This is a genomic window from Paenibacillus sp. FSL W7-1088 (assembly GCF_037969855.1).
Classification (GTDB): Bacteria; Bacillota; Bacilli; order Paenibacillales; family Paenibacillaceae; genus Paenibacillus.
Map to the genome: position 1 here is coordinate 1,373,982 of NZ_CP150216.1, position 25,370 is coordinate 1,399,351.

The window sequence follows — 25,370 nt, forward strand, 5'->3', positions numbered from 1 at the left end:
AAAGTAGACATTTCAATTTAGGGATGCTCATTTTTTAGACATTGGTGAATGGTAATGAGATAGGTCCATCTCTCTGGCCTGCTGTGTAGCTGTTTGGTAACCAAAAAACCATGTTGCCTCAAAAAAGGCAGCATGGTTTTTTATTCTTCTTGCTGTACCTTACAAGTGTTAATCCACGCGACAATTATCTGAACATGTTTTTGACCACCATCCAGAGATTTGCGGGTTTCTCGGCCAGACGGCGGGTGTAGTACGGGTACCACATCGTTCCATAGGGCACGTAACAACGAATGCGGTAACCTTCTCTGGCCAGGCGTTCCTGTTCGCCCATACGCAAGCCGTACAACATTTGAAATTCAAACGCATCCGGGGAAATTCCCCGATCCTTCGCGTATTGCTTGGTCCAGGCAATGATATGGTCATCATGTGAAGCAACCGCTGTGTATACGCCTTGATCGAGATGGCTGCGAATCATCGTTTTGAATTGATCAATCACTTCTGAAGTGTTCTGATAAGCTACGGATGCAGGTTCCTTGTAAGCACCTTTGACCAGACGCAGCCGGATTCCTTCCCGAATCATATCACGTGTATCTTCCACGGTACGATGCAAGTAGGCTTGCAGTACTGTACCTGTATTATCCAGTCCTTCCGAATGTAAACGGCGCACAATATCCAAAGTCGCTTGGGTAAACGGACTGTCCTCCATATCGATCCGCACAAACAGATCATGCAGCTTCGCTTGGGTGGCAACCGCACGTATATTTCGATAACCTTCCTCAGGGTCCAGCGCGAGTCCCATTTGGGTTGGTTTTAGCGAGACATTGGAGTCCGCATTCTGACGGGCAATGCCTTCCACCAGACGTATATACTCATCCCGATACAGCCCAGCTTCTCTTAAATGGGTAATGCCCTCGCCGAGATGATCCAGTGTAGCCATAATGCCTTTGTTGTTGAGTACGCGAATCTCTTCGAGAGCCTCTTCCAGTGTGTTGCCTGCGATAAACTTGCCAGCCAGCTTTTTGCCGTATTTGATGGAGAGATTCTCCACAGCTTTATTACCTGCGACGGTCAGCAGCGTTTTACGGTACATTTCCGTTCCGATACTCATCGGGGTTCCTCCTTATGGATCATGTTTCTTTATAACAAAGTGATCAAGCAATAATCATGCCAAGATTGTTCTGGATAGAAGATAACGGTCGGTTATTTTGAAGAAAAACATTTATTTATAAAAATATTCCTTCATCAACCGGAGTTGGCACGGATCTTGCTACATATATTGGGTGATGAGTAAAAATGCATGGCAACTCAGGCAAACAGCCAGCGAACCCCCACATCTGAAGGAGGAAATCATTATGAATATCCCTTTTGTTAACGAACCATTCACATCCTTTGCAGTCCCGGCCAACCGGGAAGCTTTTGAGAACGCACTTCGCAAGGTGGAGGCTGAACTTGGCCAGGAATACTCTATTATTATCGGTGGGCAAAAAATAACGAGCGCCCGCACGTTATCCTCCGTGAATCCTGCGTACAAAAATCAGATCGTCGGAAAGATCTGTCAGGCCGATCAAGAGCTTGCCGAACAGGCCATCCAGACGGCTGCGGAAACATTCCGCACCTGGAAGCATACGGACCCGAATGAACGTGCCCGTTATTTGTACAAAGCGGCGGCGCTCATGCGGCGTCGTAAGCATGAATTTTCGGCATGGATGGTATACGAAGCAGGCAAAACATGGCCAGAAGCGGATGCGGACACAGCCGAAGCTATTGATTTTATGGAGTTTTATGCCCGTGAGATGCAGCGTCTGAGTGAACCACAGCCGCTCACACGAATTGCAGGCGAAGATAATGAATTGAGTTATATTCCGCTTGGTGTGGGTGTTGTCATTCCACCATGGAACTTCCCACTCGCGATTATGGCAGGCATGACTTCTGCTGCATTGGTATCCGGCAACACCGTTGTATTGAAGCCAGCCAGTACAACACCGGTTATTGCCGCTAAATTTATGGAGCTGCTTGCAGAAGTGGGTGTGCCGGATGGCGTAGTGAACTATTTGCCAGGACCGGGCAGTGAGGTTGGCGATTATCTGGTGGACCATGCGCTCACCCGCTTTATCAGCTTCACAGGCTCCAGAGACGTCGGTCTGCGGATCAATGAGCGTGCAGCACGCACCGCGCCGGGACAGAAATGGATTAAACGAGTGATTGCCGAAATGGGCGGCAAGGATTCAATTATTGTAGATAACGACAGTGATCTGGAATTGGCTGCGGAATCCATCACAGCTTCGGCATTTGGTTTCTCGGGACAGAAGTGCTCCGCGTGTTCCCGCGCGATTATTCATAAAGATGTATATGACGAGGTCTTGCAAAAAGTGATTGAACGGACCAAGCTGCTGAGCATGGGCAGTCCGCTTGAAGTCGGAAATCAGGTAGGTCCGGTTATCGATGACAAGGCGTATGCCAAGATCACAGAATATATTGAAATAGGCAAGGGGGAAGGACGCCTTGTACTCGGTGGTAGTACAGGGAATGAGGCAGGTTATTTCATTGAACCGACCATTATTGCCGATGTCGACCCGCAAGCACGGATTTCACAGGAAGAGATTTTTGGACCGGTGCTGGCCTTTATCAAGGCAGAATCCTTCGAGGATGCGCTGGATATTGCCAATAATACCGACTATGGACTGACCGGTGCGGTGATCTCTCGCAATCGCGAACATCTGGAACAAGCCAGAAGGGAATTTTTTGCGGGGAATCTATACTTTAACCGTAAATGCACAGGTGCACTGGTGGGTACACATCCATTTGGCGGATTTAATATGTCGGGAACGGATTCGAAGGCAGGAGGAAGAGACTACTTGCTGCTCTTCACCCAGGCGAAGTTGGTATCGGAGAAATATTAAGTTGAAAAATTGGGTTTGGGCCCGCTGACAATCGCTTGGTGTATATGCTATCATTTCCTGAAAATAGTCTTTGTTCGTCAGTATACTGTAGTAGCTTGAGCAGCGCTTAAGGGGGGAGACGGATGTTAGGATTTCAGTTGGTGCAGGAGGGGCGTATTCGATTATCCATTACGCCGGAGATGAAGCAATCCATTCATCTGCTGACCTTGTCGGGTCAGGAATTGGCTCGTTATTTGCAGGAGGCGGCGGATGAAAATCCGGTGCTTGAGCTAGAAGAGGCCTCTGCCCTGCGCACCCGTCTTCCCCGACGTCTGAATCGGGAGAGATTCTCCTCTTATGATCCGCTGTTACAGATGAAAGGGGCCGAACCTACACTTGAACATCTGTTGATGTCTCAGCTTCGGTTGCAGAATCTTCCGCCAGCAATGGAGTCAACAGCTATATATTTGGCTGGTTGCGTCAACGAGGATGGCTATCTGACGATGGAATTGACGGATGTTGTATCGGCGAGGGGAGTATCGATGCCTGAGGCTGAGGCAGCTCTGCACATTCTCCAGTCGCTGGACCCCGCAGGTGTGGGCGCACGAAATTTGCGTGAATGCTTGTTGCTTCAGATCGGGCGTGACCCATTCGCTAACCAGCATGCGGAGCAAATGGTGGAGCACGGTCTCGAGGAATTGGTTCGTTTCCATCCAGGAAGAGTGGGAACAAGATTGGGGATTTCGTCGCAGCAGGCTCAGGCAGCCTATGATTATATTGCTTGTCTGGACCCGAAACCTTGCCGATCCATCGGGTGTACGGAACATGCACATTATATTATTCCGGATGCCGTTGTGCAGATAAGGAATGATGAGGTGTCTCTACGTTTAAACTCAGCGGGGGTGCCGCGGGTATCGCTGAACGAAGCTTGCTGCCGCTGGATCAGGGAGATCGATGCAGACGAGGTCTGGTCAGGCCGGGCAGCAGAGGCGAGAGCGATCATTCGCAGCGTGCGCATGCGTCGCCGAACTCTGATGCGTGTCATGGCGGCGATCATGAGTGAACAGATATCTTTTCTGCGTGAAGGACCTGCCGGTTTGAAGCCGCTCAATCTGGCGGTGATTGCCGAGGCTGTCGGCATGCATGAGTCGACGGTGAGCCGTGCGGTCAATGGCAAATATGTTCAGACACCGCACGGTGTGTTTGAACTCAAGGCTTTTTTTGCAACAGGACTTGAAACAACGAATGGAGAAATGGCCTCTGCACCGGCGGTGAAGCTCAGATTGAGAGAGCTGATTCGTTCTGAACGGGCGGAACGCCCCTACTCGGATAGCCAGCTCACGACATTACTCGCGAATGAAGGCATCGTTATCTCCCGCAGAACGGTGGCGAAATACAGGGAAGAGCTTCAAATTCTACCTTCACTTGAGCGTAAACGCTGGGGAAAATAAACCTATGGTTCAGCAACGACAAAACATAACCGAGAAACAAGTAACCCCCGCGAGCCGTGGTAAAACGGTCAGCGGGGGTTACTTGTTCCGATTTTACAGCGATCGAAAGGTTGTTTTCGGCCATCGGAATTTCAATGTATATATTCATTAGTAGAGCTTAAAAACAGCTTATTACCGTTCCATATTGTGCAGGAAGTGCTCACCTGCAATACCAGGGGTAGTCATCTGCTCCGGATGCAAAATTTCTTCCAATTCTTCCGGTGTCAGCAGACCCCGCTCGAGAATGATCTCCTGCAAGGTGTGTCCAGTCTTCAACGCTTCCTTCACAATGGAGGCTGCCACGTCATAGCCCAGATGTGGATTGAGCGCTGTAATTACACTAAAGCTCTGCTTCATGATCAATGCACAACGCTCACGGTTGGCTTCCATTTCTTCAACAGCATAACGAGTAAAGACGTCGATACCATTATTCATGATTTTCAGCGATTGCAGCAAGTTGAACGCAATAACGGGACCCATGACGTTCAATTCGAATTGACCCGCTTCACAGGCCATACAGATCGTATGGTCATTGCCCATCACCTGGAAGGACACCTGATTGATCACTTCCGCCATAACCGGGTTCACTTTACCTGGCATAATGGACGAACCTGGCTGACGTGGTGGAAGACGCAGCTCATTGAATCCTGCGCGTGGGCCGGAAGCCATCATGCGAATATCGTTACAAATTTTGGATAGACTGACAGCACATACTTTCAGTGCAGCCGACAGTTCCAGATAGGCATCCGTATTCTGTGTCGCATCCACAAGATCCTCGGCCGTTTGCAAATTCAATCCTGTCACATCGGACAGATGCTCCGTGACCTTGATGATGTATTCCGGTTTCGCGTTGAGACCTGTACCTACAGCCGTCGCACCCAAGTTAATGGTGAGCAGGCGACGATTTGCGAACTCAAGACGCTCGATATCACGTCCGATCACGCGTGCATAGGCTCCGAACTCTTGTCCAAGGCGAATAGGCACAGCATCCTGAAGATGTGTCCGACCTACTTTGACTACATCGTCAAATTCCTGTTCTTTTTTGCGGAACGCATCCTGCAGACGCTTCATCGTATCCAGCAACGTTTCAGACAACCGATACGCAGCAATGCGCAGTGCAGTTGGGATTACGTCATTGGTGGATTGGGACATGTTTACATGGTTATTCGGGTTACAGTGGAAATAGTCACCCTTGTTCTGCAATAACAGTTCCAGTCCGCGATTGGCCAGAATTTCGTTCATATTCATATTCATGGAGGTGCCTGCACCGCCCTGAATGGAGTCAACAATAAAATGATCCAGATGATGGCCTTTCATCATTTCTTCAGCAGCCATGACGATGACATCGCCAATTTTGCGTGGCAGCATCTTCAGCTCCATATTCGTGATTGCCGCAGCTTTTTTCACCGCAGCCAGCGCTGTAATTAGCTCCCGGTGTACCGGAACGCCGGTAATCGGGAAGTTCTCCACAGCCCGAACCGTCTGTATTCCATAATAAGCATAAGCAGGAATTTCTTTTTCTCCAATAAAATCTTTCTCCGTCCTTGTGGACATTGTAGACATTTCGTTCGCCTCCAGTGGCATCCAAAAATAGGTCAGCTCCGGCAATGCCGAAGCGCACTCAGTATATCATTTAAGCAAAATGGATGCCAAGCTAAATCATTTCACCCTTTTTACCGATAAATAATTTAAATTAAGGATATCACCTTGGCAGATTAAAGGTTTAGTCAGTCAAAACTCGTCTTTTCAATTATGCTCAACTTAGAGGAGAAGTCATGCATGAAGAATAAGATGAGTGGTGGATTTGTCGTTTTCAGTGATCTAAATCACATGTTATTTGGTTATCTACTGGTAAAATAGGAAAAAAGGACTATGAGGTGTGAATATGAAATGGACTTTAGGCGCAAAAACCGTCGCAGGTTTAGTACTGATTTCTCTAATTACGTACGGAACTAGCGGCTTTTTTATATTTTTTCTTCAGGACTGGCTCTCGTTCTCCATGCCAAGCTGGTTATATATCTCTATCGTACTCATTATGGGTGTATGCTGGAACGCGATTCTGGGCTGGTTTGCCTCCCGTTGGTTGACTCGTCCAATTGTGCATTTGTCCCGTGCTGCACAACAAGTTTCGTCGGGGGATTTGACGGCCGAGATTCCAGCGCGACGTACACAGGATGAAATTACTGTATTATATGATGCTTTTCGCGTAATGGTTTTCAATCTGAGAAGTATTGTAAACGATATTACAGATAGTACACGCACAACCTCGCAGAATGCCCAGTCACTTAGTGAAGCAATTGCCCAGGCAGCAGAGCAGATCGAAATGATGTCTGATGCGGTGGATCATATTGCTGTGGGTGTGGAAGAGCAGAAGACGACTTCACATCAGTCGCTGATTACAGCCGATGAGATGTTGAACGATTTTCAGCGTATGCACAGTCAGTCGATCGGTATGACAGAGATGTCCGGTCAGATGGAACGTTCGGTAGATCATACGAAGCAGACCTTCTCTTCTTTGATGAAAGGAATGGACGAGCTGACGGAATCCCACAACCGTTCCCGGGACATCATGGTGCTGCTCGAGAAGGAAGCCTCGGATATTGAAGCCATCACTCAGTCTGTCAAAAACATTGCAGAGGAAACAGGGCTGCTTGCCCTGAATGCTTCCATTGAGGCTGCGCGTGCGGGAGAAGAGGGTGCAGGCTTTGCTGTCGTGGCTCAGCAGATTCGTAAGCTGGCAGATGAGAGTAAACAATCGGTGCATCGGATTAATGAGCTGATCAGTCGTGTTCAGCAGCGTATCAAGGATACAGCCCAACTGATCCATGAACAGCATGGCCTCGTAGTGAACGAGTCGGAGCGTACGATCTCTGTTGATCAGACGTTGCAGGAGCTTACAGGTACGGTAGAAGTGTTTATGAAGGGTGCTTATGAAATCGGATCCAAAATTGGGGAACAGACCAGTCGCGTGGAACAGACGCATGGTCATGTGAAAAAGATCCAAGGAAAAGCCGGATCTTTCTCGGATGAGGCGAGACGGATTATGGATGCGGCACATGAAGAGACTGCAATCATGCAGGAGATTTCATCCTCAGCTGAAGAGCTGAGACAATTAACGGATCGATTAATGGACAAAACGAAAGCATTTCGGATGCAGCCTTGAGCTGTTTCCGGGGTGTTTTTTTGCTTATTATGGTTAAAGCCGAACATTCTTTCGTAAAAACTGAAATATGTAAAGATTTTTTTATGAAACATTAACAAATTCGCAACGCTTGGGCGATAAATGAAGATATAATGGTAGTATTACACAACAGATAAGGAGCCCAGCATATTGAAAACTTGGACAGGTATCCTGCTGATGATTATTTTGGCGGTAGCTACGATTAGTACAACTTCGTCTGCCAGAACCATGAATGAATCGCAAAAACAGCTTAACATAGATGATCAATCCAGCCAGACCTCAGCGGTCGTGGCTTCCAATATAGAAACAATGAATGAAGCAGCTTTTACAACCAAAGAAGCAACCTCCATCAAGGAGGACTACATCTCAGTTGCTCCCGAAAATGAGAACGTAAGACTGTACCCTATGAAAGTGGAGGGTTCAGGATATATATATAACGGAATGGTGCTGGAAGTGGACGGTAAGACACAAGAATTTAGTGATTGGAAGGGAGAAGGCGGGTCTTACAAACCTGAAGTACACGAGCTGGATCTGAATGGAGATGGCCAGAAAGAGATCGTTGTTTTGTATACGGAAGGTCATGGAACAGGTATTTATTTGGGACAAGCCCGTATCATTAATCCGATAACGCTGGAAGAGATGAAGATGCAATCTCTGGATGAGATTGTGAAGCAGCATGTGGAGTCAAAGGTTACGGTTGGATCAGACCGTGTAGATGTTGATGTTGCCGTTGATGGGGTTCAAGCAGAACCTTCACGGATCGAAGGAGACACGAGTGGCGGCTTGTATAACAAAGAGTTGGGATTCGGTGGAGTAACGTATTACAGCGTGGAGGATGGCCAACTTGTCGTATCAGCAGCAGGATCTTACGGTGCAGCTTTATATGCTGGTGATCTGACATTCGCTTATGTGTATCAAGATGGCGAGTGGAAAGCTGCAAATTTGAAATACAGCATGGAAGTGTATGAAGAAGAATATTATGAATCTTTTGATTGATAGGGTCGTGTAGACATCTGGTGGGACGAAGGTTGGCAGTTCTCGTGGTGAAAGAGAAGTTCTGCCAGATAAGGATGTACAAAGAATATCTTCCTTTCTGCCTTATCGGGCAGTAGGAAACAGGACGAGGCTGAAAAAAATCGGGACATTCAGCCTTGTTTTGTGCTGCCTACAGATAGGAACAATGTACTAAAAATGCAGTAAACAATTGACATTATCACTTTAGTCGTTTAAATGTATAAAGGACAAATTATTTTAACGTTCAGGAGGGATTTTGATGAAGAAGAAGGTTGTACTGGGTTTGATGGTAGGCACATTAACGCTTGGGATCGGGACAGGTGCACTTGCAGCAACAGGGTTGGAACAGATTAAAGCCTATCTAAACAGCAAGATTACGCTAAAACTGGATGGTGCCACGGTGACAGCCAAAGATGCCAATGGTAAAACGGTGTTGCCTATTACGTATAACGGAACAACTTATTTGCCTGTTCGTGCTGTGGGATCCTTGCTTGGAACAGAGATCACGTATGACAGTGCAACTTCATCCGTCCTCATTGGCGGAACGAATGGATCTGCGCCTGTAACTAACGGAAAAGTAACGCTGAGTGCACTTGGAACATCCGTACTTGGATCTACCGCATGGCACACCAAAGATCCTAAGGATACCACATATAAAGGCAAGGATTACAAGGATGTTTATCTGCATAAGGATCCTTCAAAACAGGGGGACGACATCCAGATTAATACGGGTAAAAAATATTCTTCTTTGCACCTGGAACTTGCCGCGCTAACAGGAAATCAGGAGATTCATATCTATGATCAGGATCTCGCGACACTCAAAAAGTTCAATATCACTCCAGAAAGCGGTATGATGAGTATAGATGTGGACGTTAAAGGTACAGACGCTGTCTATGTCGAGATTGTGTCAGAAGATCCAGGTTCGGCTCTGTTTGTACCGCTGACAACATCGTATCTGACGAAGTAAAACACAATTTGCAGGTTTGCCACCTTACAGAAGGGGCAAGGCAAGCCTAAACATAAAAAAACGATGATTCACCAGGGATTCCTGAACCGTATCCGGTATTCAGAGTTGCCTGGTGAACATCGTTTTTATTTTTGTTTTGAATTGAAATCTTTTTGCTGAATTACACGCCAGTTACGAATATTAGCGGATCACGGTATCCAGTGGTTTCAGGTTCGCTTCAATCTCAGCGCGGCGACCTTCGAGGAATGGAGGCAAGGCAAGCGATTCTCCCAGATGCTCCATTTCTTCGTCTGTATCAAATCCCGGACCATCCGTTGCAAGCTCAAACAGAATACCGTTCGCTTCACGGAAATACAGGGAGCGGAAGTAGAAGCGATCTACAAAACCAGAGTTAGGGAATCGGAAGTTATGAACCCGTTCCACCCATTGTTTCAGTTCTTCCTCATTATCCACGCGGAACGCAACATGGTGTACGCTGCCACGTCCAGGACGTTCTTGGGTAAGGTCATTTCGTTCCTCAACATGCACCTCGGAGCCACTTCCACCTTCACCAGATTCGAAGACGAGAACATCAGGCTGCCCGGGAGTAAAGGCAGGGTAACTTCCTTTCGCTCTGAAACCAAGCAGTTCGGTAAGAACCGGAGCGGTAAGGGAAGCATCTCTTACCGTAAGATGGATAGGACCAAGACCTACAATGCCATATTCGGCAGGCACCGGGCTCTGATCCCATGGTTTACCCCCAGCGACACCTGCATTGTTTTCATCCGAGACCAGAATCAGACGTTGTCCTTCAAAATCTGTGAACGAGAGCGTGGCACGACCACCCCGTTCAACGATCTCTCCATGTGGGACTTCGAATTCGTCAAAACGCTGCTGCCAGTACGTAAGTGCAGCATCACTTGGAACACGCAGTGACGTTGCGGAGATGCTGTTTACGCCTTCACGAGTCTGTCCGGCCATCGGAATCTCGAAGAAGGTAAGTTCAGTACCCGGATTGCCTTTTTCATCGCCGTAGAAGAGGTGGTAAACGGACACGTCATCCTGGTTGACTGTTTTTTTGATCAATCGCAATCCCATGACGTTGGTGTAGAACCGATAATTCTCAGCGGCGTGTGCGGTCAGTGCAGATACATGGTGAAGTCCTTTGATTTGCATTATAAATTCCTCCTGGTTATATATGTTCAACTTAATGAGTATTTACCCGTTATCGTGTAAATGTTTAGAAGAACATATATATGCTGTTTTATAATATTTCCGTTAAGATAGTTACTAACTTTTAGTTTGTTTTGTTGTTGAATTTATCTTAACATAAAGATATTTAAAATACAATCCTATTTTAGAATTCCATCTGGACAGTCTGTTCATTCAATGTCAAAATGAAAAAGTTAACATTAAAGAGATATATTGTGTTTGTGTAATGAGAAGGAGGGAAGAGGCGCATGGCTTATCCCCAGTGGCTGGACCCTTACGATGCCGAACCGTTTATGCTGTTTTCCACTTCACACCTGTGGGCGATCAGCCTTATTGCTGCATTAATTATATCGATGTTCCTGTTTCGAAATTTGCTGCGGTCCTGGGCACCGAATACACGCCGTACCTTTCGGATCGCTCTGGCATGTGTCATGTTCGGCTGTGAAATTGTGCTTCAGCTCTGGTATATATATGGGGATGTGTGGAGTCTGCAAACTTCATTGCCACTGGAGCTATGCAGTCTGTCACTATTGTTATCGGCGCTGCTATTGTTGACACGCAGCCGACTGCTGCATTCAGCATTGCTGTTCGCAGGAATAGCAGGAGCCTTGATGGCAATCGTAACGCCTAATCTCGGTTATGCTTATGCACATTTTCGGTTCATTCAATTTTTTACTGCTCACGCTTGTATTATTCTGGCGTTGCTCTATATGACTTGGGTGGAGCAGCTTCGTCCAAGCTGGAGATCTGTGTTGGGTTCGATGATGTTCGTGAATGTGGCTGCGTTGGTTGTATACGGTGTGGATATCGTGCTTGACGCCAATTATATGTTTCTCAGACACAAACCGGATACGCCTTCAGTGCTCGATATGTTGGGTCCCTATCCCTTGTACATTCTTGGGGAGGAGTTGTTAGCAGTAGTCATGTTCTCTCTGATGTACATCCTGCTCTTTGCGATTCCGGAGCGGCTGAATAATCGAGTGAAAAGAGGAAAGAGTTCTGCGCTCTAGGTATGTCTTCAAACTCAGACAAGCTATACAATGATGGAGGTCGGGTTCCAAAAAGTCTTGAAGTCGGGGCTGGCTGATTCTCACCGAATGGCCAGATGATTTTCTAAGGAACACAGGGCGTCTTATTTGGCCTTTAGGCTCTCTTTTTAAATTGTAAAGAACATCAGACACGTTATTTCCCAAAATCTCTTGGCAAAAACGCTGCAACCGGCTTTTTATTCTGATATAACGTGTCTTAAGTTTCTTAGATTTCTGCGGACGCTTCAAATCCTTGAATAAGACGCCTCAGATTCGTTAGCGTTTGCTCGTTCATGATGAAGGGCGCATGCTCGAACATTCAAAATACAGCTCACTTGCGTACGCTGGACACGCTCGGGAACGCTTCTCTATTCAACAGATTTGAAGACAAGCCCTGGTTAACAATTCATTCAAAACCAGGGAGGAAGCGACGAGTTTTTCCTTCGTTCTTCTATATATATTTCAAACCAAACATCCCGCTGCGTTCTGGATATCCAGGCCGTTTGCGGGATGTTCGGTAGTTAACTCCATATGGAGTATGTTCCTAATTTTTATCCGCGGAGCAAAGATTCCGCTCCATCCACGTAAATCCGGGTACCGGTCACATGGGAAGATTCATCGGAAGCGAGGAAGAGCACCAGATTGGCGACTTGCTTCGACGTTCCAGGTTCACCTTTGAGTGGATGTTCATGACCTTCGGGAAATTCAACCGGGATCTGTACTTCTTTTAGATCGTCCGAAGGATAGGTGTTGTCATCGATGTTCGTATCGATGGCTCCCGGGCAAACGGCGTTGACACGGATCTTGTAACGAGCCAGTTCCAATGCAGCCATCTTCGTAAAAGCCGTCTGACCTGCCTTGCTGGAAGCGTATGCAGAGAAGCCAATACCAGAGAATACACGGTTACCGTTGATGGAGCTCGTGATAATAATGCTTCCTCCGCGGTCCTTCAAATGGGGTATGGCGTACTTCACAGTTGCGAACGTGCCGCGCATATTGATGCCCATCGTTTGATCCCAGTCCTCAGGTTCCATCGTTTCAATCGGAGCCATCGTGCCGTTGATGCCCGCATTGGCAAATACAATATCAAGCTGGCCTGCTTGCTCTGCCGCCTGATTGATTGCTTTCTGCACATTGTCCGGTTTGGATATATCACATTCAATAACGTGGGCTTCTCCGCCTGCGTTCTCAATCGTCTGTTTGGTTTCCTCTGCATTCTCCGGGGTCCGGTCCAGCATGAACACTTTGGCTCCGTGCTCAGCGAAACGAATGGCTGTCGCCTGACCAATTCCTGAGCCACCTCCGGTTACAATCGCCACTTTTCCTTGCAAACGTTGTTCAGTCATCCTGATCCCTCCGTATTGTATGAATTATCAGTAACTCTCTATCTCTACATACCCGACTTAAGAGTCATGAATCATACGCATTACACAAAAAAACAGGACCGTTGAACGGCCCTGTATCTATAATTTAGATATCAAGATGATCTGATTGCTGAAAAAGTTACTTGTGTTTCTTCCAGTCCATCGAACTGTTATTCAACAGGTACTCAAAATCATTATCTTTTCGCTTCTGTTCAGCTTTACGCGCTTCTTCCGCCTGCAGGCGCTCCTGCTCTTTGCGGTCTGCCTCGGCAGCCTTGGCTTCATCCGCCTGAGCTTTCAGTTTTTCTAGCACATCACTGCTCAGCAGATCCTTTAGTGTGGTCGGTTTATCCTGTGCTGCTTTGGGAGCAGGGGTGTGTTTTTTGGATTTTGCCATAGAATAATCTCCTCTCAAAAACATAAATCAGCTTCCATTCTCGTTCAGTAAACATATTATATCAGGTTCACCATACCCATTCCATGAAATCGCGGAACAAAAGCAGGAGATAGGGGGTTGCGTGACGAATGAAAACGGGTATAAATTCATATATTATTACCGATACTGCGACTATTCCCTGGAGAAAGGAGTCGTTGTTCGTGGAAGTAAACCGTAGTTTACTGAAAGGGCTTGCATGGGGTGTTGCTTTCAGCTGTCCGCTATGGATTGCGATCATCGGTTGGTTGCGTTTGATGGGATGGATGTATTGAAATCAGCGGGTTGCAGAGCTGCTGCATATAGAGTTGTGCCTGAAGAGGGCATTTTTTATAAAGTCATTCGTGTAAACGCTAACATTGAATAAAGCTCTGCCTTGCGTGCATACGCAGGACAGAGCTTTTGTTTGTCTTACAGGTTGTGAATCAAGATGAATTACTAAGATCCGTTTCAAAGTTTAAGGCATTTTTACCGGTTCAGGATATTCCAGACCGTGGGTGTCAACAGTGACTTTTTTCATCACCTGATCGGTAACCGGTTTGTCTTTTTCGCCTATTTCCTGAGCAGCGATTCCATCAACGACGTCCATACCTTCTGTCACTTTACCGAATGTGGCATAGGCATTATCCAGATAATCAGCATCCGCTAACATGATGAAAAACTGGGAGCCTGCGGAGTCCAAATCATTTGTCCGTGCCATAGAGATGACTCCACGCGTATGATTCAGATGGTTTTTGTGACCATTAGATGTAAACTCACCTTTGATGGTATATCCTGGGCCACCCGAACCATCACCGTTTGGATCGCCACCCTGAATCATGAACCCTGGAATGACGCGGTGAAAGATCAGGCCGTCATAGAAACCTTTATTCGCCAATGAGATGAAATTGTTCACCGTATTTGGAGCAATCTCCGGATAGAGCTCGATGACGATTTTCTGACCATCTGACATTTCAATTGTGGCGACAGGATTTGGGCCAGTAGGCTCCACTGGAGCAGGTGTTTCCGTCGCGCCACTTGAAGGGCGCCCACAACCACTAATGACGATAAGCAGCATCGCTAGAACCAGCGACATAGCTGTTGTTTTTTTCCACCGAAAAGACATGAGAACGTTCCCCCTTGCATCTCTGCATAATATGTTTAGTCCGAATTATTGTCGGATAATTCCTCAACTATCATACCGTTTTTGCGGACAAAATGGCAATGCAAGTCAGGATATTGTGGGCGATAAGGGATGGTGTAAATGCTTACAGAGGTGTAAAATAAGGAAAATGCTTCCGCAGTCAGGGACGTACGGGTCTGTTCCGTCCGCTCCAATACACGGCAGTCCCGGCGTCAGTAACGGAAAGGGCGTGCGGGTATATGGACTTCTCGTGGAAGCGTAATCTGGTGATTTTGTGGATTGGTGTATTTTTTTGCAGCACCGCTTATTCAATCTCCATCCCATTTCTGCCTTTGTTTCTGAGTGGCGATCTGGGCGTTCGTGATCACCTGGAGTTCTGGTCCGGGCTTGCCTTTGGCATTACATTTCTGGCAAGTGCGCTGGTGTCTCCCTTCTGGGGATCACTGGCTGACAAATACGGGCGCAAGCCAATGCTGATCCGGTCGGGATACAGCCTTGCGGTTTTGTATTTGATCAATTATTTTGTGCAGGACCCCTATTCACTAATCGTGGTTCGTTTGTTTCAGGGATTGCTCGCGGGATTTGTTCCCGCAGCGATTGCACTGGTCGGTACCAACACACCGGAAGAGAAGACAGGGTATGCACTCGGTATCATGTCTACAGCCGGAGCAACAGGAGGGATAATTGGCCCGTTAATTGGCGGGGTGGTAAGCCACTATTATGGCAACCGCAATGCGTTTTTATTTTCCAGCATCGTTGTATTGGTCTCGGCGTTGATCGCAACCTTCTGGGTCAAAGAAGAGAATTTTAACCGGAACAAGGCACGTTCTCATGTGATGGACGACATACGCGAAGCCAGGGCCAATCGATTGTTTATTACGGTGCTTGGCATGATGGGTATATGTACCTTCTCCGTGATGATTCTGGAGCCATTATTGACCGTATACGTGATGGAAATGGGCATTCAGCCCGATCGTGCTTCTCTCAGCTCAGGGATAATTTTCTCTGCGGTTGGTGTAGCTACGGTCATTATGGCGCCGCGCTGGGGTAAAATCGGTTCGCGAATCGGGTATGGGAAAGTACTGATCATTGGCCTCGTTGGAGGGGCGATTGGTAACCTGCTGCAGTTTTTCACTACAGGTTATATTGGATTCGGCATATTGCGTTTTGTATATGGATTGTTCTTTGCTGCGGTGTTCCCGGCGATTAATGCAATGATTGTGCAAGTGACCGAACCTGGCTTCCGGGGAAGAGCATTCAGCCTGAATCAATCAGCTTCCCAGATCGGTACGATGGCGGGGCCGATAATTGGTGGTGTTCTTGGTGGCTGGCTGCCGATTCGGTGGATTTTTATCATCAATGGAGTAGCGCTCCTGATTACCGCCATTGTGGCGAAATGGTCCCGACTGGAGGAGAAGTTGCCCGGCTCGGGCAAACCTTTGGCGAAGTAATTAAAAACGCCAAAATATGAAATGGCTATTGGGATAGTAGAAAAGGGATGGCACCGTAAAGCTACGGTAGCCATCTCTTTTTCAGGATAAGTCTTTTACCAGGAAGATAAAAGCAAAAAGAAACCTCTTGACCAAGAGGTTTCCTTATATTCTCATTGGATCTGTAATGCGTTCCTATTCATCTGAGGATGAATCTTTTCGGGAAACGTTTTCCTTCGGGATTGCATGTTCAACAGCATCAAGCTGATCCTCATCCGCTAGGGCATCCGGAAAGGAATCTTCCGTGAACAATCCAAAATTCGGATCAATATCCCGTTCGGTTACCAGATTGTCGGGCTCATGTACTTGTCGCTTGTGATCATCCTTCATCGTGTCTGCACCTCCTAATTCAGGCTGTGACATGAGGATTAACGCCGAGGTGGAATATTATTCTCCGGTTTGGCATCCGCCCCTGCGCCGTTTAGCAAGTCCGTCCCATGAAGGGCATTGGGGTCGGGTGCGGCGGGATCAACCGGACTATTGGGTTGGATAAGATCAGCATCAGGTACGGATTCGAGTGCAGGCTCTGCTGTCCGTGACTCCAATTCCGGTTCTTGTGTAGTCGCTGCCAGGGGCGGATTCACTGTATCGACTGTTTCCTCTGTTTCGATGCGTCTTCCCGTAACTTCATCAAAAGTGTCTATGTCACCTTCAGGCACTTCGGTTTCCAGTGGAATATCACGTGACCTCTGATACCGGTCGTAGTAGCGTTCGCTCTCTTCATTGCTAATCGGTCTGTCTGACATCAATAACACTCCCTTTAAGTGGATTATATTTAATGGTTTTTTTGACGGGGTAGTTATGTTGAAAAGGTTATTATTCGTTGTTACCCAAAGGGCTAACGTTGTAATCTCGCACCCATTAGGATTCCCTTGTGTTCCCCAAATATGAATATAAGATGAAAGTGAACGATGTACGGATTACAGATTCAATCTATATACTTTAAAACTTGGGAAATACATATTTGACCAGAAAGTACAGGAATCCAAAGAAAATAATGATATAAGCCGCATACTTGATAAACGTGGAAGCGACCATACTTGAATCCGATTTGTGTTGAACGTCCTTATGCTCTACCTCTACCGTTCTGTGTGGCTCATTCATTCGAATCATCTCCTCAAGGGTAATTGTTTGCTTTGAGGAACCATTACACCCGGAAGGCACGATTGAATCGCTCAGGTCAGTTTTACAGCTTTTCATCTTTGGCCTATGTTATGATAAAACATGGATATATGAGGGAGGGATTCCAATTGGATTGGTTTACGCTAGGCAATATGATCACTCAAATCCGAATCGGGCAAAAAGCGTCTACGCCTGGGTTTTCCCGTACCGTTATACGCCGCCCGGACGGGCTGTTCTGGGTAGGCGGGATATGGTCAGGACAGATTGTCCAGTTGCGGGATTATCTTTTCTCGGATATATGGACGATCTATGACGATGAGGAAACGGAGCAGTGGCTGGAATATCGCACGAAGATTGAACAGAAAGAGCGCGAAATGATTGAGAACCAGTTCGAGGATCTGCGCGGATAATGGAGAAAACACTCGGATTCTATCAATAAAATGGAAATAAAACTATAAATCTACTAAAATGTGAATTTTCATTTCCCCACAAGAAGGTGACACGTTAAACTGTGGCGAATGATAAATGAGAGAACTTGGGAATAGAGAAAATAAGAACTTTGAGGTGCTGTGAATGAAAAATGTGCCCAAAGCTATCATCATCTTATGGATAAGTATGTTGAATATTCTCTGCTTGCCGCATGGTTTCGTCTCAGCGAATGCAGGAGAAGTTGACAGACCTGTATCCATTACGGGATGGGAAGTAAAGTGGGGGAATGTACACGATCAGGGATTCATCAGTGAGGTTCAAGGTTCGGAGGAGATCTGGGAGAAGCAAGGTGCAGAAAGGCTGGAATACAGCAGTGTAGAAGCTCCTTCGGGTTCCATGTGGACTCGTGTGACCATTCCTAAAATAACCGAAGATAGCTCGGCAATCCGTTTTGAAAATATTAAAGGGAACCACATTGTGATCTATCTGGACGATCGTAAGGTGTACGAGAATTATCATTACAATTATGACAACAATGCTGTGCTGTTACCCTTATCGAGAGAGAATTCAGATAGTAAACTGTATATATGGTCCGAGAATGAGAAAGGCAGACTTGGCATCTACGGAACGGTTCAGGTCGGGCCTTATGCTACATTACAGGAAAAGTATATTCACAATGGACTGCTTGATGTGATATTGGGAGCGACCTTTGTATTCACGGCGCTTACGATGCTGAGCTGCACATTTTTCCTGGGCAAATTCCATAAAGGGTTGTGGATTTCGCTATGTATCGTGATGGGTTCAATCGGAACGATGATTATCACTTATTCACAGTTTTTATATACGTTCTACCAGGTTTATGGTAATCTCTATTCCGTATTGTTTGACCTGGCTATGCTGATGGGCATGCCTGCACTCTGTTATTTTTTTGAACAAATTATCGGACCAGGTCGTTATGGCATCTTTACCAAACTAAGAAAATTCCAATTCATCTATTCTATAGTAGCTGTGGCTGCCCTGATGATTGATTTTATTTCAGGCGGTCAATGGGACATGCTCTATAGTTTGCTGGTTCAGAATGTAATTGGATTCGTTCTCGTGATCCTGTTGAGCATATTAATGATCGGCACCATCGCCAAAGCGCTTCAACGGAGCCGGGAAGCTCTTTTGCTGGCTACGGGATTCGGCACATTTGCCTTAATCAGTGTTGCTGAACTTCTGTGGTATTACCAGCGTAATGGAACATATCATCTGATATGGTGGAAATGGTCCATGGTTGCTTTTATTATCTCACTTATTGCCATACTGGGAAGCCGATTTGCTGAAAAACATACCAAAGTGCTTGAATATTCGAAAGAGTTGGAATTGTTCAATAATGAATTGCAGCGATCCGAGAAAATGGAGATCATTAGCGAACTGGCGGCGTCGGTTGCTCATGAGGTTCGTAATCCGCTGCAGGTGACGCGAGGATTCCTTCAGCTCATGACAGAGCAGGAAGACAACAAAAACAAGGGGTATGTGCGGATTGCTCTGGAGGAACTTGATCGGGCTTCCGGCATTATTACCGACTTCCTCACGTTTGCCAAACCGGAGTTCGATCATATTGTCTCTCTCAATATCGCGGATGAATTTGATCATATTGAAGGTATTCTTGTACCGATGGCTAATCTGGAAGGCGGCAAAATAACAACTGACATTCCACCAGATCTATGGATTAGAGGGAACTCTTCCAAGTTCAAACAGGCTTTTATTAATATTATTAAGAATAGTATAGAAGCGCTGCAAGGAGAGGGTCAGATTGATATTTGGGCTTATGCCCAAGATGGGGTCATCAAGGTACATGTTAGGGATAACGGTGAAGGCATGGATGAGGAAGCGCTGGTACGGCTTGGGGAGCCTTATTTCTCGAATAAAATCAAGGGCACAGGCCTTGGCATGATGGTGACTTTCCGGATCGTTGAAGCCATGCATGGGCAGATCAGCTTTACAAGTACAAAAGGAGTAGGAACAGAAGCCGTTGTATCTTTTGCCGCGTTCGTCGAATGACGAGTGGCAGAAGTGTACGATGGCTTTTTTGTTCGCTACCCCTTGTGTCGTTCCATTACATATTCAATTGAATCCGTTTAGCTTCTCCACGGTCCGCAATTTACGTCATAATTCACTTTGGCTGGATTGGGAGGAATCACGAGAACGTAGTCGTTCTGTTGTTCTTCAACGGTACGGACTTGAATGTGTTCAGGAATATCAATGCCAAATGCTTCGCGAAGCGCTTGCTTCGGGTTGGAGTGCAGTTGTTGTCTGAAGTGCTCATCGGTCCAGGCCTTTTCAATAATATCCTCGTGCAACGTTTTCTCTGATACCATCATCGTCAACATTCCCTTCATATTTAAAATTCAACTGTACCAGCTCTTCTTTTCTGATTAGGACAAATGTTGTTTCTCGCTGATCCAGTAATGAAACCCGCCTTGAAAAAGCATTTTTTTGTGTTGTTCAATGTCCTGAACAGTTTGTCCCAGAATGCCGCATAAGTAAGAATTAAACGCTTCGAGATGCGTAATTCCCGAGTTAGAAGATGTTAGTCTGATGTTATATTGCTGAGCAATGTCTACATAGGAGTTCATCAATTGAGTATTGTATACATTATCATGTATACGTTCGCTTACCGGATGAACCGGGTAGTTGTGTTCCAGTGCTGCGGATATGTGGGAGAGGAAGCTGTTGTAATTTCCATGCACAGCATCTTGTTTCGTGTCTGTGAAGTCATCTGTCATCTGGAGGGTCATCAGTGCAATGTTGACGGCAGAACATACTGGAGTGATGCGATGCTCCTGTTCCAGAAGAAGGAGTGAGCCAGCAGCTCCAAGCTGAAGTGGGGCGGCTTTTTGGGCGATGAATAGCGGGCTTCTCTTGAAATAATCGATGGTGTTCTCACCGTTGACGCTAATGGCCCAATCCTCCACATACTGTCTGAAATACGTCCAGAACGGGGAAGAAAGACGGAATAGCTCTGAATAGGCACAGATCGCATCCACGTAGTAAAGATTACCCAGTGATAATTTCAGTGTCACATCTTCTGGCTGTTCGTCCATAACCTCATCCTGATTCAGAAAATATAGCATATGCAGGAGACAAGCCGTACTCAGTTTGTGTGCCTTCTCTGGAGGCAAACCATCCGAGAGTTGCATCCACAATGGAATAATGTAGCCAATGTAGCTGTGACCCGAATCTCGTAACAACGGATTGACCAAATGAAGTTGTTCTAGTGCATGTTCTGACATTGGTTCAGGATATTTCTGTACCAGCTGCTCTGCTGCAGCGAACACCACCTCCACATCGGATCTAAACGGATCAAACCATTCTCTCCGCATCGTTTGGTTACGCCCTTCCCGTAATAAAGTGATTAAGGACTATTCGACTAGATCATGAAGTTACTTCCAGTATACCGGAAATGAATTGAAAAAAATAGGAGTTTTTGTGATGAATTGTGAAAAAAACAATGACATTTTGTATTTTTATGGCATAAAAAAGCGGAGGTTAGGCTCAAACTAAGAGAGCACAGGATTTTGACATATGAAAGGAAGAAGAAAAATGAAATGCAAATGGAAAAAATGGATGGCAGTCGGACTGGCAGCCGTATTTATAACAGCATCAACCGGCTATACAGCATCCGCTGATCCAAATGGATCTATTGAGGATCAAGTAGCGGCACCATCCTCCTCCACAAACCAGACCAAGCCATGCATGCAAGCAGGTCATGGCCTGTTTATGATAGGAGAAACGGCAGACCTGCTCGGTATTGGGCTCCGTGATTTAAAGGAACAGATGGAGCTTGGCAAAACGTTGACTCAGATTGCCAAGGAGCGCAAGGGACTTAGTGAGGCACAATTGTTAGAGAAGCTGAAGCCTTCGCTCTCTCAGCGAGTGGATAAAGCAGCGGAAGAAGGCTGTCTCACGAAAGAGCAGGCAGCAGCAGCCAAAGCAGGGATGGATACGAAGCTGAAGAAGGTAATCAACACACCACTGCGGGAATTAAGACGTGAGTTCGCTCACCATGGCAACAGACGTCCAATGATGGACAAGGGCGCTATTGCACGCTTTATCGGCATCACTCCGGAGCAGCTCCATCAGCAGCTCCAGAGCGGGAAGTCACTTGCTGAGATTGCTCAGTCAAAAGGCATCAGTGAAACGCAGCTGGTAGACAAGCTGAAGGAGCAGTTGACGGGTGACCTGAAAAGGTTCGTTAATCAGAAGGGCCATACACATCAAGCTCCTGGTCCTCACGAACCTGTACCTGGTCGATCCGCTTCCACAGAAGTGAAGTGAAAAAGAGCGTCTTCCACGAAGGGAGACGCCTTTTCTATATTCAACCAGGATTAGCTGGTTTCCGGACTGCGATTTGCGCTGACTGAAGGATTACGCTCGGATGAACTTGTTCTGCTCGCAGAAACAGTATCATGCAAACGGGAACCCGGGCGTTTCTTCCGCTGTAATCCGATGGTAAAGCGAGAACCAGGAAGCTGGGAAAGTCCCCAACTGATTGCAAGAGACGTTGCTACGGTGACCAGAAACGAAAGCAATGTAACCGGTAGGTGCCATCCAGTTAGTGTAAGTGGCCGGGTGATATACGCGATGCAGTAGATCACCAGTGCATGAACCAGATAGCCACCAAACGAATATCGCCCAATCCATGTCAGGAGACGCTGAAATGGTGTATCTTTGCCTCGCAGAAGTACAAGGAACCCATAGAACATGAACATCTGGGCCATGATGATGATGAATGTTGTTGGCTTCAGATAGGTTGATATATTGAGGTTAACGACATCGTCCGATCCCCGCAGCACGTCATATCCAAGCCAGATGTACATGCCGATAAACAGACAGACCATCCAGGGCAATGCCTTTGCAGTCCAACTTCTCCAGCTATCCACTGACCAGGCACAGACTGCGCCAAGCAAAAAGTAAAACCAGTACATAACCCATGAATAGGAGCGATACTGCAGCAAACCCGACCAGGGTTGGGGTAAGGAAGCTGCCCATCCACCCATATTGTAGTAGGACCATTTCATAAGCACCGTGTATAATGCCATCCCAATGAGAATCAGCGTGATGACGGATTGCATTGGGGTGAAACGTGTAACTTTTTCAATACGTTTCTGAATGAACTTGGCTCCCGCAAGAAACAGGGGAAACAGAATATAGAACTGAAACACCATAATAACAAACCAAAGATGATATCCCGTCTGGGGGAGGAACAGTTCACGAACAAGACTATGGAAATCCGGCATACCCGAAAGCCAGAACTCGGGCGTGAATATCCGGACAAACAACCAATAGATGAACGTCCATACCACAAAGGGCACATAGATATCTCCAAACCGCTTACGGATAAAACGGGGGTAATCCGGTTTGGTGCGACTGTGATGATAGAACAGCATTACACCGGACAGAAAGACAAATGTCGGCGTACCAAAACGAGTCAGATGATAAATCATGGTCAGCATGACGGAATCAGGTTGTTCAATATCGGTGCGATATATATATTCCGCGATGTTATGCTGCATCACAATGGCGAGAAAGGCAAGGCCGCGCAGTTGTGTCCATTCCACGATTCGCGGTTTATTCACGTGTATTCCTCCTTCGTGTAACCGGAATTCATCATTTAAGGGTACCTGTTGAACATTAAGGCTGCATTAAATGGGGAAAAAAGGTACAAAAAAAGATGGCGGCTGCCATCTTTTTAATCAAAGTTATCATTTCGAATTACGATACCATCTTCGTTTTCTTTCCGTTCCATTTAGTTTAAGTCTTGTGCTTTCGCTGATTCATCCTCTGAAGATTTTGCATCTTCCTCGAACAAATTCTGAATGTATGATTGGAGTTTCGGTTTATTTACACCGAGTACCTGGGCAGAACCTGCAAGCTCATTGGTAAGCAGCTTGTTAGGAGGGATCTGCTGTTTATCGATTTCATTCACGTTAATATCAAATCCGAGCGAAGCCAATTTCAACATCTGCGTTGGACTGAGGTCTGTCTCGATATATGGAGCGACAGCTTCCAATATTTCAGGAATTTTGAAGAGTGAAGTGGTGCTTTGCATCTTTTTGGCCAGCTCAGTCATGAAAATCCGTTGCCGTTCGGTACGCGTAAAGTCTGATGTGGCATCATGCCGAAACCGTACATATTGGAGGGCAGTCTTACCGTCCATATGCTGAAGTCCTTTTTTGAGATCAATATCGTACATATGTTTATCTGCTTTACTGGTGTAATACATGTCTTTCTCCACATCAATATCGATCCCGTCTACAGCATCAACCAGCGCCATGAATCCGACAAAATCAGTATACACGTAGTGCTGGATAGGAATGCCGAGCAAGTCACCTACCGTTTGTTTGGTTAATTCCGCTCCGCCGTAGGAGAAGGCCGCGTTGAGTCTGCTCTTGCCATGTCCCGGAATATCAACGTATGTATCACGCAGAACAGAGAAGAGATGGGCTTTCTTGGATAAAGGATCAATGGAAGCGACCATAACCGAATCTGAACGACCGGCATCCTCCCCTCTGGTGTCACCGCCAAGCAGCAAAATGTTAACTCGTTCCTTCCCTTCCCATTTGGGAACAGGGGTGGTTGGGGTGTCCGTATTTTGGTTTGTGTCAGAAGTGGAAGTCTCGGAAGCGGTTGAGATGCTATTGGCAAAATGAACAATCGAGTATCCGTAATATACAATAACGCCGGCTATGGCAAGTGCCAGGGTTAGGGATGTCCCCCATAACCATTTCTTAAGCATAATCTTCACCTTTCTATGAATGAACTATTATGTAACCCAAACTAGTTTAACAAAAAGTAAGAGAAATGTCCTCTTTGATTTCGAAAGTTCGGTTATCAGGCGACATGTTTGACAAATAGTTAGTGTATATTTATTATGTAAAAAATAATCGCGTTTTGTGTAATGGAGGTATTAAACACTTTATGAATCAATCTGTATTTAATTGGATCAACCAGTTTGCAGACCGAATTCCGTTTCTGGACTGGTTTATGATTACATCAGCTGAATATGCGGTTTGGGTAATGATAGGGCTTCTTGTGATTGTGTGGTTTCTTGGCGATCCTTCGAAGCAACGAATTGTGTTTTATGCGTGTGTAGCTTCGATCGTAGCACTTGGTCTGGCAAAATGGGGAATTTCACCTGTGGTAGGTCATCCAAGGCCGTTCATGGAAGGCACGGTGAATCAACTGGTTCCGCATGTGCCAGATCCATCTTTTCCAAGCAAACATGCTTCCTTTGTATTCGCGCTTGCTGCGGCTTCGTTTTTTATCGGGCGCCGCTTCGGAGGATGGATGCTGTTGCTTGCTGTGCTGACAGGAGTGTCGCGTGTCTATGTAGGTGTACATTATCCCGGGGATATTCTGGGCGGATTCATTCTGGGAAGCCTGGTCAGTGTAATCTTGATTGCTACGCGTAATTATACCAAGTCGATTCCCGATTTCTTCATTAAGATTCACCAGCGGGTTTTCCGTTAGAAACGGTTGAATATAGCAGGTATCAGAAGAGAAGTTTCAGATATGAAAACTTTAAGTCTTTGAGGAGCCAAAGACTTAAGGTTTTTTTTGTGTTTATTTCGAAGTTAACTGAAATTTTAAAAATTGAATTCCGATATCTAC

The 25,370-nt window shown here is 46.3% G+C and carries 25 protein-coding genes; 12 read left to right on the forward strand and 13 right to left on the reverse strand.

Annotated elements, in window-relative coordinates:
- Positions 1-184: 184 nt before the first annotated feature.
- Positions 185-1,108, reverse strand: a complete 924-nt coding sequence (locus tag MKY42_RS06160) for a proline dehydrogenase family protein (protein ID WP_339849673.1) — start codon at positions 1,106-1,108, stop codon at positions 185-187.
- Positions 1,109-1,352: 244 nt separating this feature from the next.
- On the opposite strand from MKY42_RS06160, the gene pruA reads away from it, so the two are divergent.
- Together pruA and rpoN are read left to right on the forward strand one after the other, a co-directional pair.
- Positions 1,353-2,900, forward strand: coding sequence for an L-glutamate gamma-semialdehyde dehydrogenase (pruA, locus tag MKY42_RS06165; protein WP_339849676.1), 1,548 nt, complete (start codon positions 1,353-1,355; stop codon positions 2,898-2,900).
- Between the two features lie 122 nt (positions 2,901-3,022).
- Positions 3,023-4,330 carry an RNA polymerase factor sigma-54 gene (gene rpoN / locus MKY42_RS06170; protein WP_339849679.1) on the forward strand — a complete coding sequence of 436 codons (1,308 nt, stop codon included), beginning with the start codon at positions 3,023-3,025 and terminating at the stop codon, positions 4,328-4,330.
- Positions 4,331-4,501: 171 nt separating this feature from the next.
- Here rpoN and MKY42_RS06175 read toward each other — a convergent pair whose 3' ends face one another.
- On the reverse strand, positions 4,502-5,932 hold the full coding sequence (locus MKY42_RS06175; protein ID WP_339849682.1) for an aspartate ammonia-lyase: 1,431 nt from the start codon (positions 5,930-5,932) through the stop codon (positions 4,502-4,504).
- Between the two features lie 322 nt (positions 5,933-6,254).
- Between MKY42_RS06175 and MKY42_RS06180 the strand changes: the two genes are divergently transcribed.
- The 3 genes from MKY42_RS06180 (at position 6,255) to MKY42_RS06190 (ending at position 9,531) form a co-directional block, all read left to right on the forward strand.
- Positions 6,255-7,532 carry a methyl-accepting chemotaxis protein gene (locus MKY42_RS06180; RefSeq protein WP_179265607.1) on the forward strand — a complete coding sequence of 426 codons (1,278 nt, stop codon included), beginning with the start codon at positions 6,255-6,257 and terminating at the stop codon, positions 7,530-7,532.
- A gap of 168 nt (positions 7,533-7,700) precedes the next feature.
- The gene (locus MKY42_RS06185; protein WP_179265606.1) at positions 7,701-8,546 is read left to right on the forward strand and encodes a hypothetical protein; all 846 of its coding nucleotides are present in this window, start codon (positions 7,701-7,703) and stop codon (positions 8,544-8,546) included.
- Between the two features lie 277 nt (positions 8,547-8,823).
- Positions 8,824-9,531 carry a stalk domain-containing protein gene (locus MKY42_RS06190; RefSeq protein ID WP_090894024.1) on the forward strand — a complete coding sequence of 236 codons (708 nt, stop codon included), beginning with the start codon at positions 8,824-8,826 and terminating at the stop codon, positions 9,529-9,531.
- 180 nt (positions 9,532-9,711) lie between these two features.
- On the opposite strand, the gene MKY42_RS06195 is transcribed toward MKY42_RS06190, so the two are convergent.
- Positions 9,712-10,686, reverse strand: coding sequence for a ring-cleaving dioxygenase (locus MKY42_RS06195; protein WP_339849688.1), 975 nt, complete (start codon positions 10,684-10,686; stop codon positions 9,712-9,714).
- Between the two features lie 284 nt (positions 10,687-10,970).
- Between MKY42_RS06195 and MKY42_RS06200 the strand changes: the two genes are divergently transcribed.
- Positions 10,971-11,732, forward strand: a complete 762-nt coding sequence (locus MKY42_RS06200) for a TIGR02206 family membrane protein (RefSeq protein ID WP_339849691.1) — start codon at positions 10,971-10,973, stop codon at positions 11,730-11,732.
- A gap of 569 nt (positions 11,733-12,301) precedes the next feature.
- Here MKY42_RS06200 and MKY42_RS06205 read toward each other — a convergent pair.
- A complete protein-coding gene (locus MKY42_RS06205; protein ID WP_090894031.1) occupies positions 12,302-13,096 on the reverse strand; it encodes an SDR family NAD(P)-dependent oxidoreductase in 795 nt (264 codons plus the stop codon).
- A gap of 157 nt (positions 13,097-13,253) precedes the next feature.
- Complete coding sequence (locus MKY42_RS06210; RefSeq protein ID WP_024632484.1) at positions 13,254-13,511, reverse strand: YqkE family protein; 258 nt, start codon at positions 13,509-13,511, stop codon at positions 13,254-13,256.
- A gap of 128 nt (positions 13,512-13,639) precedes the next feature.
- Between MKY42_RS06210 and MKY42_RS06215 the strand changes: the two genes are divergently transcribed.
- Positions 13,640-13,822 (forward strand): hypothetical protein, encoded by a 183-nt coding sequence (locus tag MKY42_RS06215; protein WP_024632483.1) that lies wholly within the window; start codon positions 13,640-13,642, stop codon positions 13,820-13,822.
- Positions 13,823-14,004: 182 nt separating this feature from the next.
- Here MKY42_RS06215 and MKY42_RS06220 read toward each other — a convergent pair whose 3' ends face one another.
- Positions 14,005-14,652: a peptidylprolyl isomerase gene (locus MKY42_RS06220; RefSeq protein WP_339849699.1), complete on the reverse strand. Its 648-nt coding sequence runs from the start codon at positions 14,650-14,652 to the stop codon at positions 14,005-14,007.
- A 257-nt stretch (positions 14,653-14,909) separates the two neighbouring features.
- Between MKY42_RS06220 and MKY42_RS06225 the strand changes: the two genes are divergently transcribed.
- Positions 14,910-16,121: an MFS transporter gene (locus MKY42_RS06225; RefSeq protein WP_076290204.1), complete on the forward strand. Its 1,212-nt coding sequence runs from the start codon at positions 14,910-14,912 to the stop codon at positions 16,119-16,121.
- Between the two features lie 174 nt (positions 16,122-16,295).
- Here MKY42_RS06225 and MKY42_RS06230 read toward each other — a convergent pair whose 3' ends face one another.
- From MKY42_RS06230 to MKY42_RS06240, 3 genes are all read right to left on the reverse strand, one after another.
- Positions 16,296-16,490, reverse strand: coding sequence for a hypothetical protein (locus MKY42_RS06230; protein WP_090894038.1), 195 nt, complete (start codon positions 16,488-16,490; stop codon positions 16,296-16,298).
- A gap of 38 nt (positions 16,491-16,528) precedes the next feature.
- Entirely contained in the window at positions 16,529-16,906 is a 378-nt protein-coding gene (locus tag MKY42_RS06235) for a hypothetical protein (RefSeq protein ID WP_090894040.1), read from the reverse strand.
- 196 nt (positions 16,907-17,102) lie between these two features.
- Positions 17,103-17,264, reverse strand: a complete 162-nt coding sequence (locus MKY42_RS06240; RefSeq protein WP_017690239.1) for a hypothetical protein — start codon at positions 17,262-17,264, stop codon at positions 17,103-17,105.
- Between the two features lie 146 nt (positions 17,265-17,410).
- Between MKY42_RS06240 and MKY42_RS06245 the strand changes: the two genes are divergently transcribed.
- Both MKY42_RS06245 and MKY42_RS06250 read left to right on the forward strand, forming a co-directional pair.
- Positions 17,411-17,692: a hypothetical protein gene (locus MKY42_RS06245; protein ID WP_063564602.1), complete on the forward strand. Its 282-nt coding sequence runs from the start codon at positions 17,411-17,413 to the stop codon at positions 17,690-17,692.
- A 163-nt stretch (positions 17,693-17,855) separates the two neighbouring features.
- Entirely contained in the window at positions 17,856-19,757 is a 1,902-nt protein-coding gene (locus tag MKY42_RS06250; protein WP_090894042.1) for a HAMP domain-containing sensor histidine kinase, read from the forward strand.
- Between the two features lie 77 nt (positions 19,758-19,834).
- Here the strand turns inward: MKY42_RS06250 and MKY42_RS06255 are convergent, their stop codons facing one another.
- Positions 19,835-20,077: an NHLP leader peptide family RiPP precursor gene (locus tag MKY42_RS06255; RefSeq protein ID WP_090894046.1), complete on the reverse strand. Its 243-nt coding sequence runs from the start codon at positions 20,075-20,077 to the stop codon at positions 19,835-19,837.
- Positions 20,078-20,131: 54 nt separating this feature from the next.
- On the reverse strand, positions 20,132-21,079 hold the full coding sequence (locus MKY42_RS06260) for a hypothetical protein (protein ID WP_339849712.1): 948 nt from the start codon (positions 21,077-21,079) through the stop codon (positions 20,132-20,134).
- 220 nt (positions 21,080-21,299) lie between these two features.
- On the opposite strand from MKY42_RS06260, the gene MKY42_RS06265 reads away from it, so the two are divergent.
- Complete coding sequence (locus tag MKY42_RS06265) at positions 21,300-22,034, forward strand: hypothetical protein (RefSeq protein WP_090894051.1); 735 nt, start codon at positions 21,300-21,302, stop codon at positions 22,032-22,034.
- Positions 22,035-22,084: 50 nt separating this feature from the next.
- Here MKY42_RS06265 and MKY42_RS06270 read toward each other — a convergent pair whose 3' ends face one another.
- Entirely contained in the window at positions 22,085-23,335 is a 1,251-nt protein-coding gene (locus MKY42_RS06270; RefSeq protein ID WP_339849715.1) for an acyltransferase, read from the reverse strand.
- Positions 23,336-23,505: 170 nt separating this feature from the next.
- Positions 23,506-24,495, reverse strand: a complete 990-nt coding sequence (locus MKY42_RS06275) for an LCP family protein (RefSeq protein WP_090894055.1) — start codon at positions 24,493-24,495, stop codon at positions 23,506-23,508.
- A gap of 182 nt (positions 24,496-24,677) precedes the next feature.
- Between MKY42_RS06275 and MKY42_RS06280 the strand changes: the two genes are divergently transcribed.
- Complete coding sequence (locus MKY42_RS06280; RefSeq protein ID WP_090894057.1) at positions 24,678-25,229, forward strand: undecaprenyl-diphosphatase; 552 nt, start codon at positions 24,678-24,680, stop codon at positions 25,227-25,229.
- The last annotated feature ends 141 nt before the right edge of the window (positions 25,230-25,370 follow it).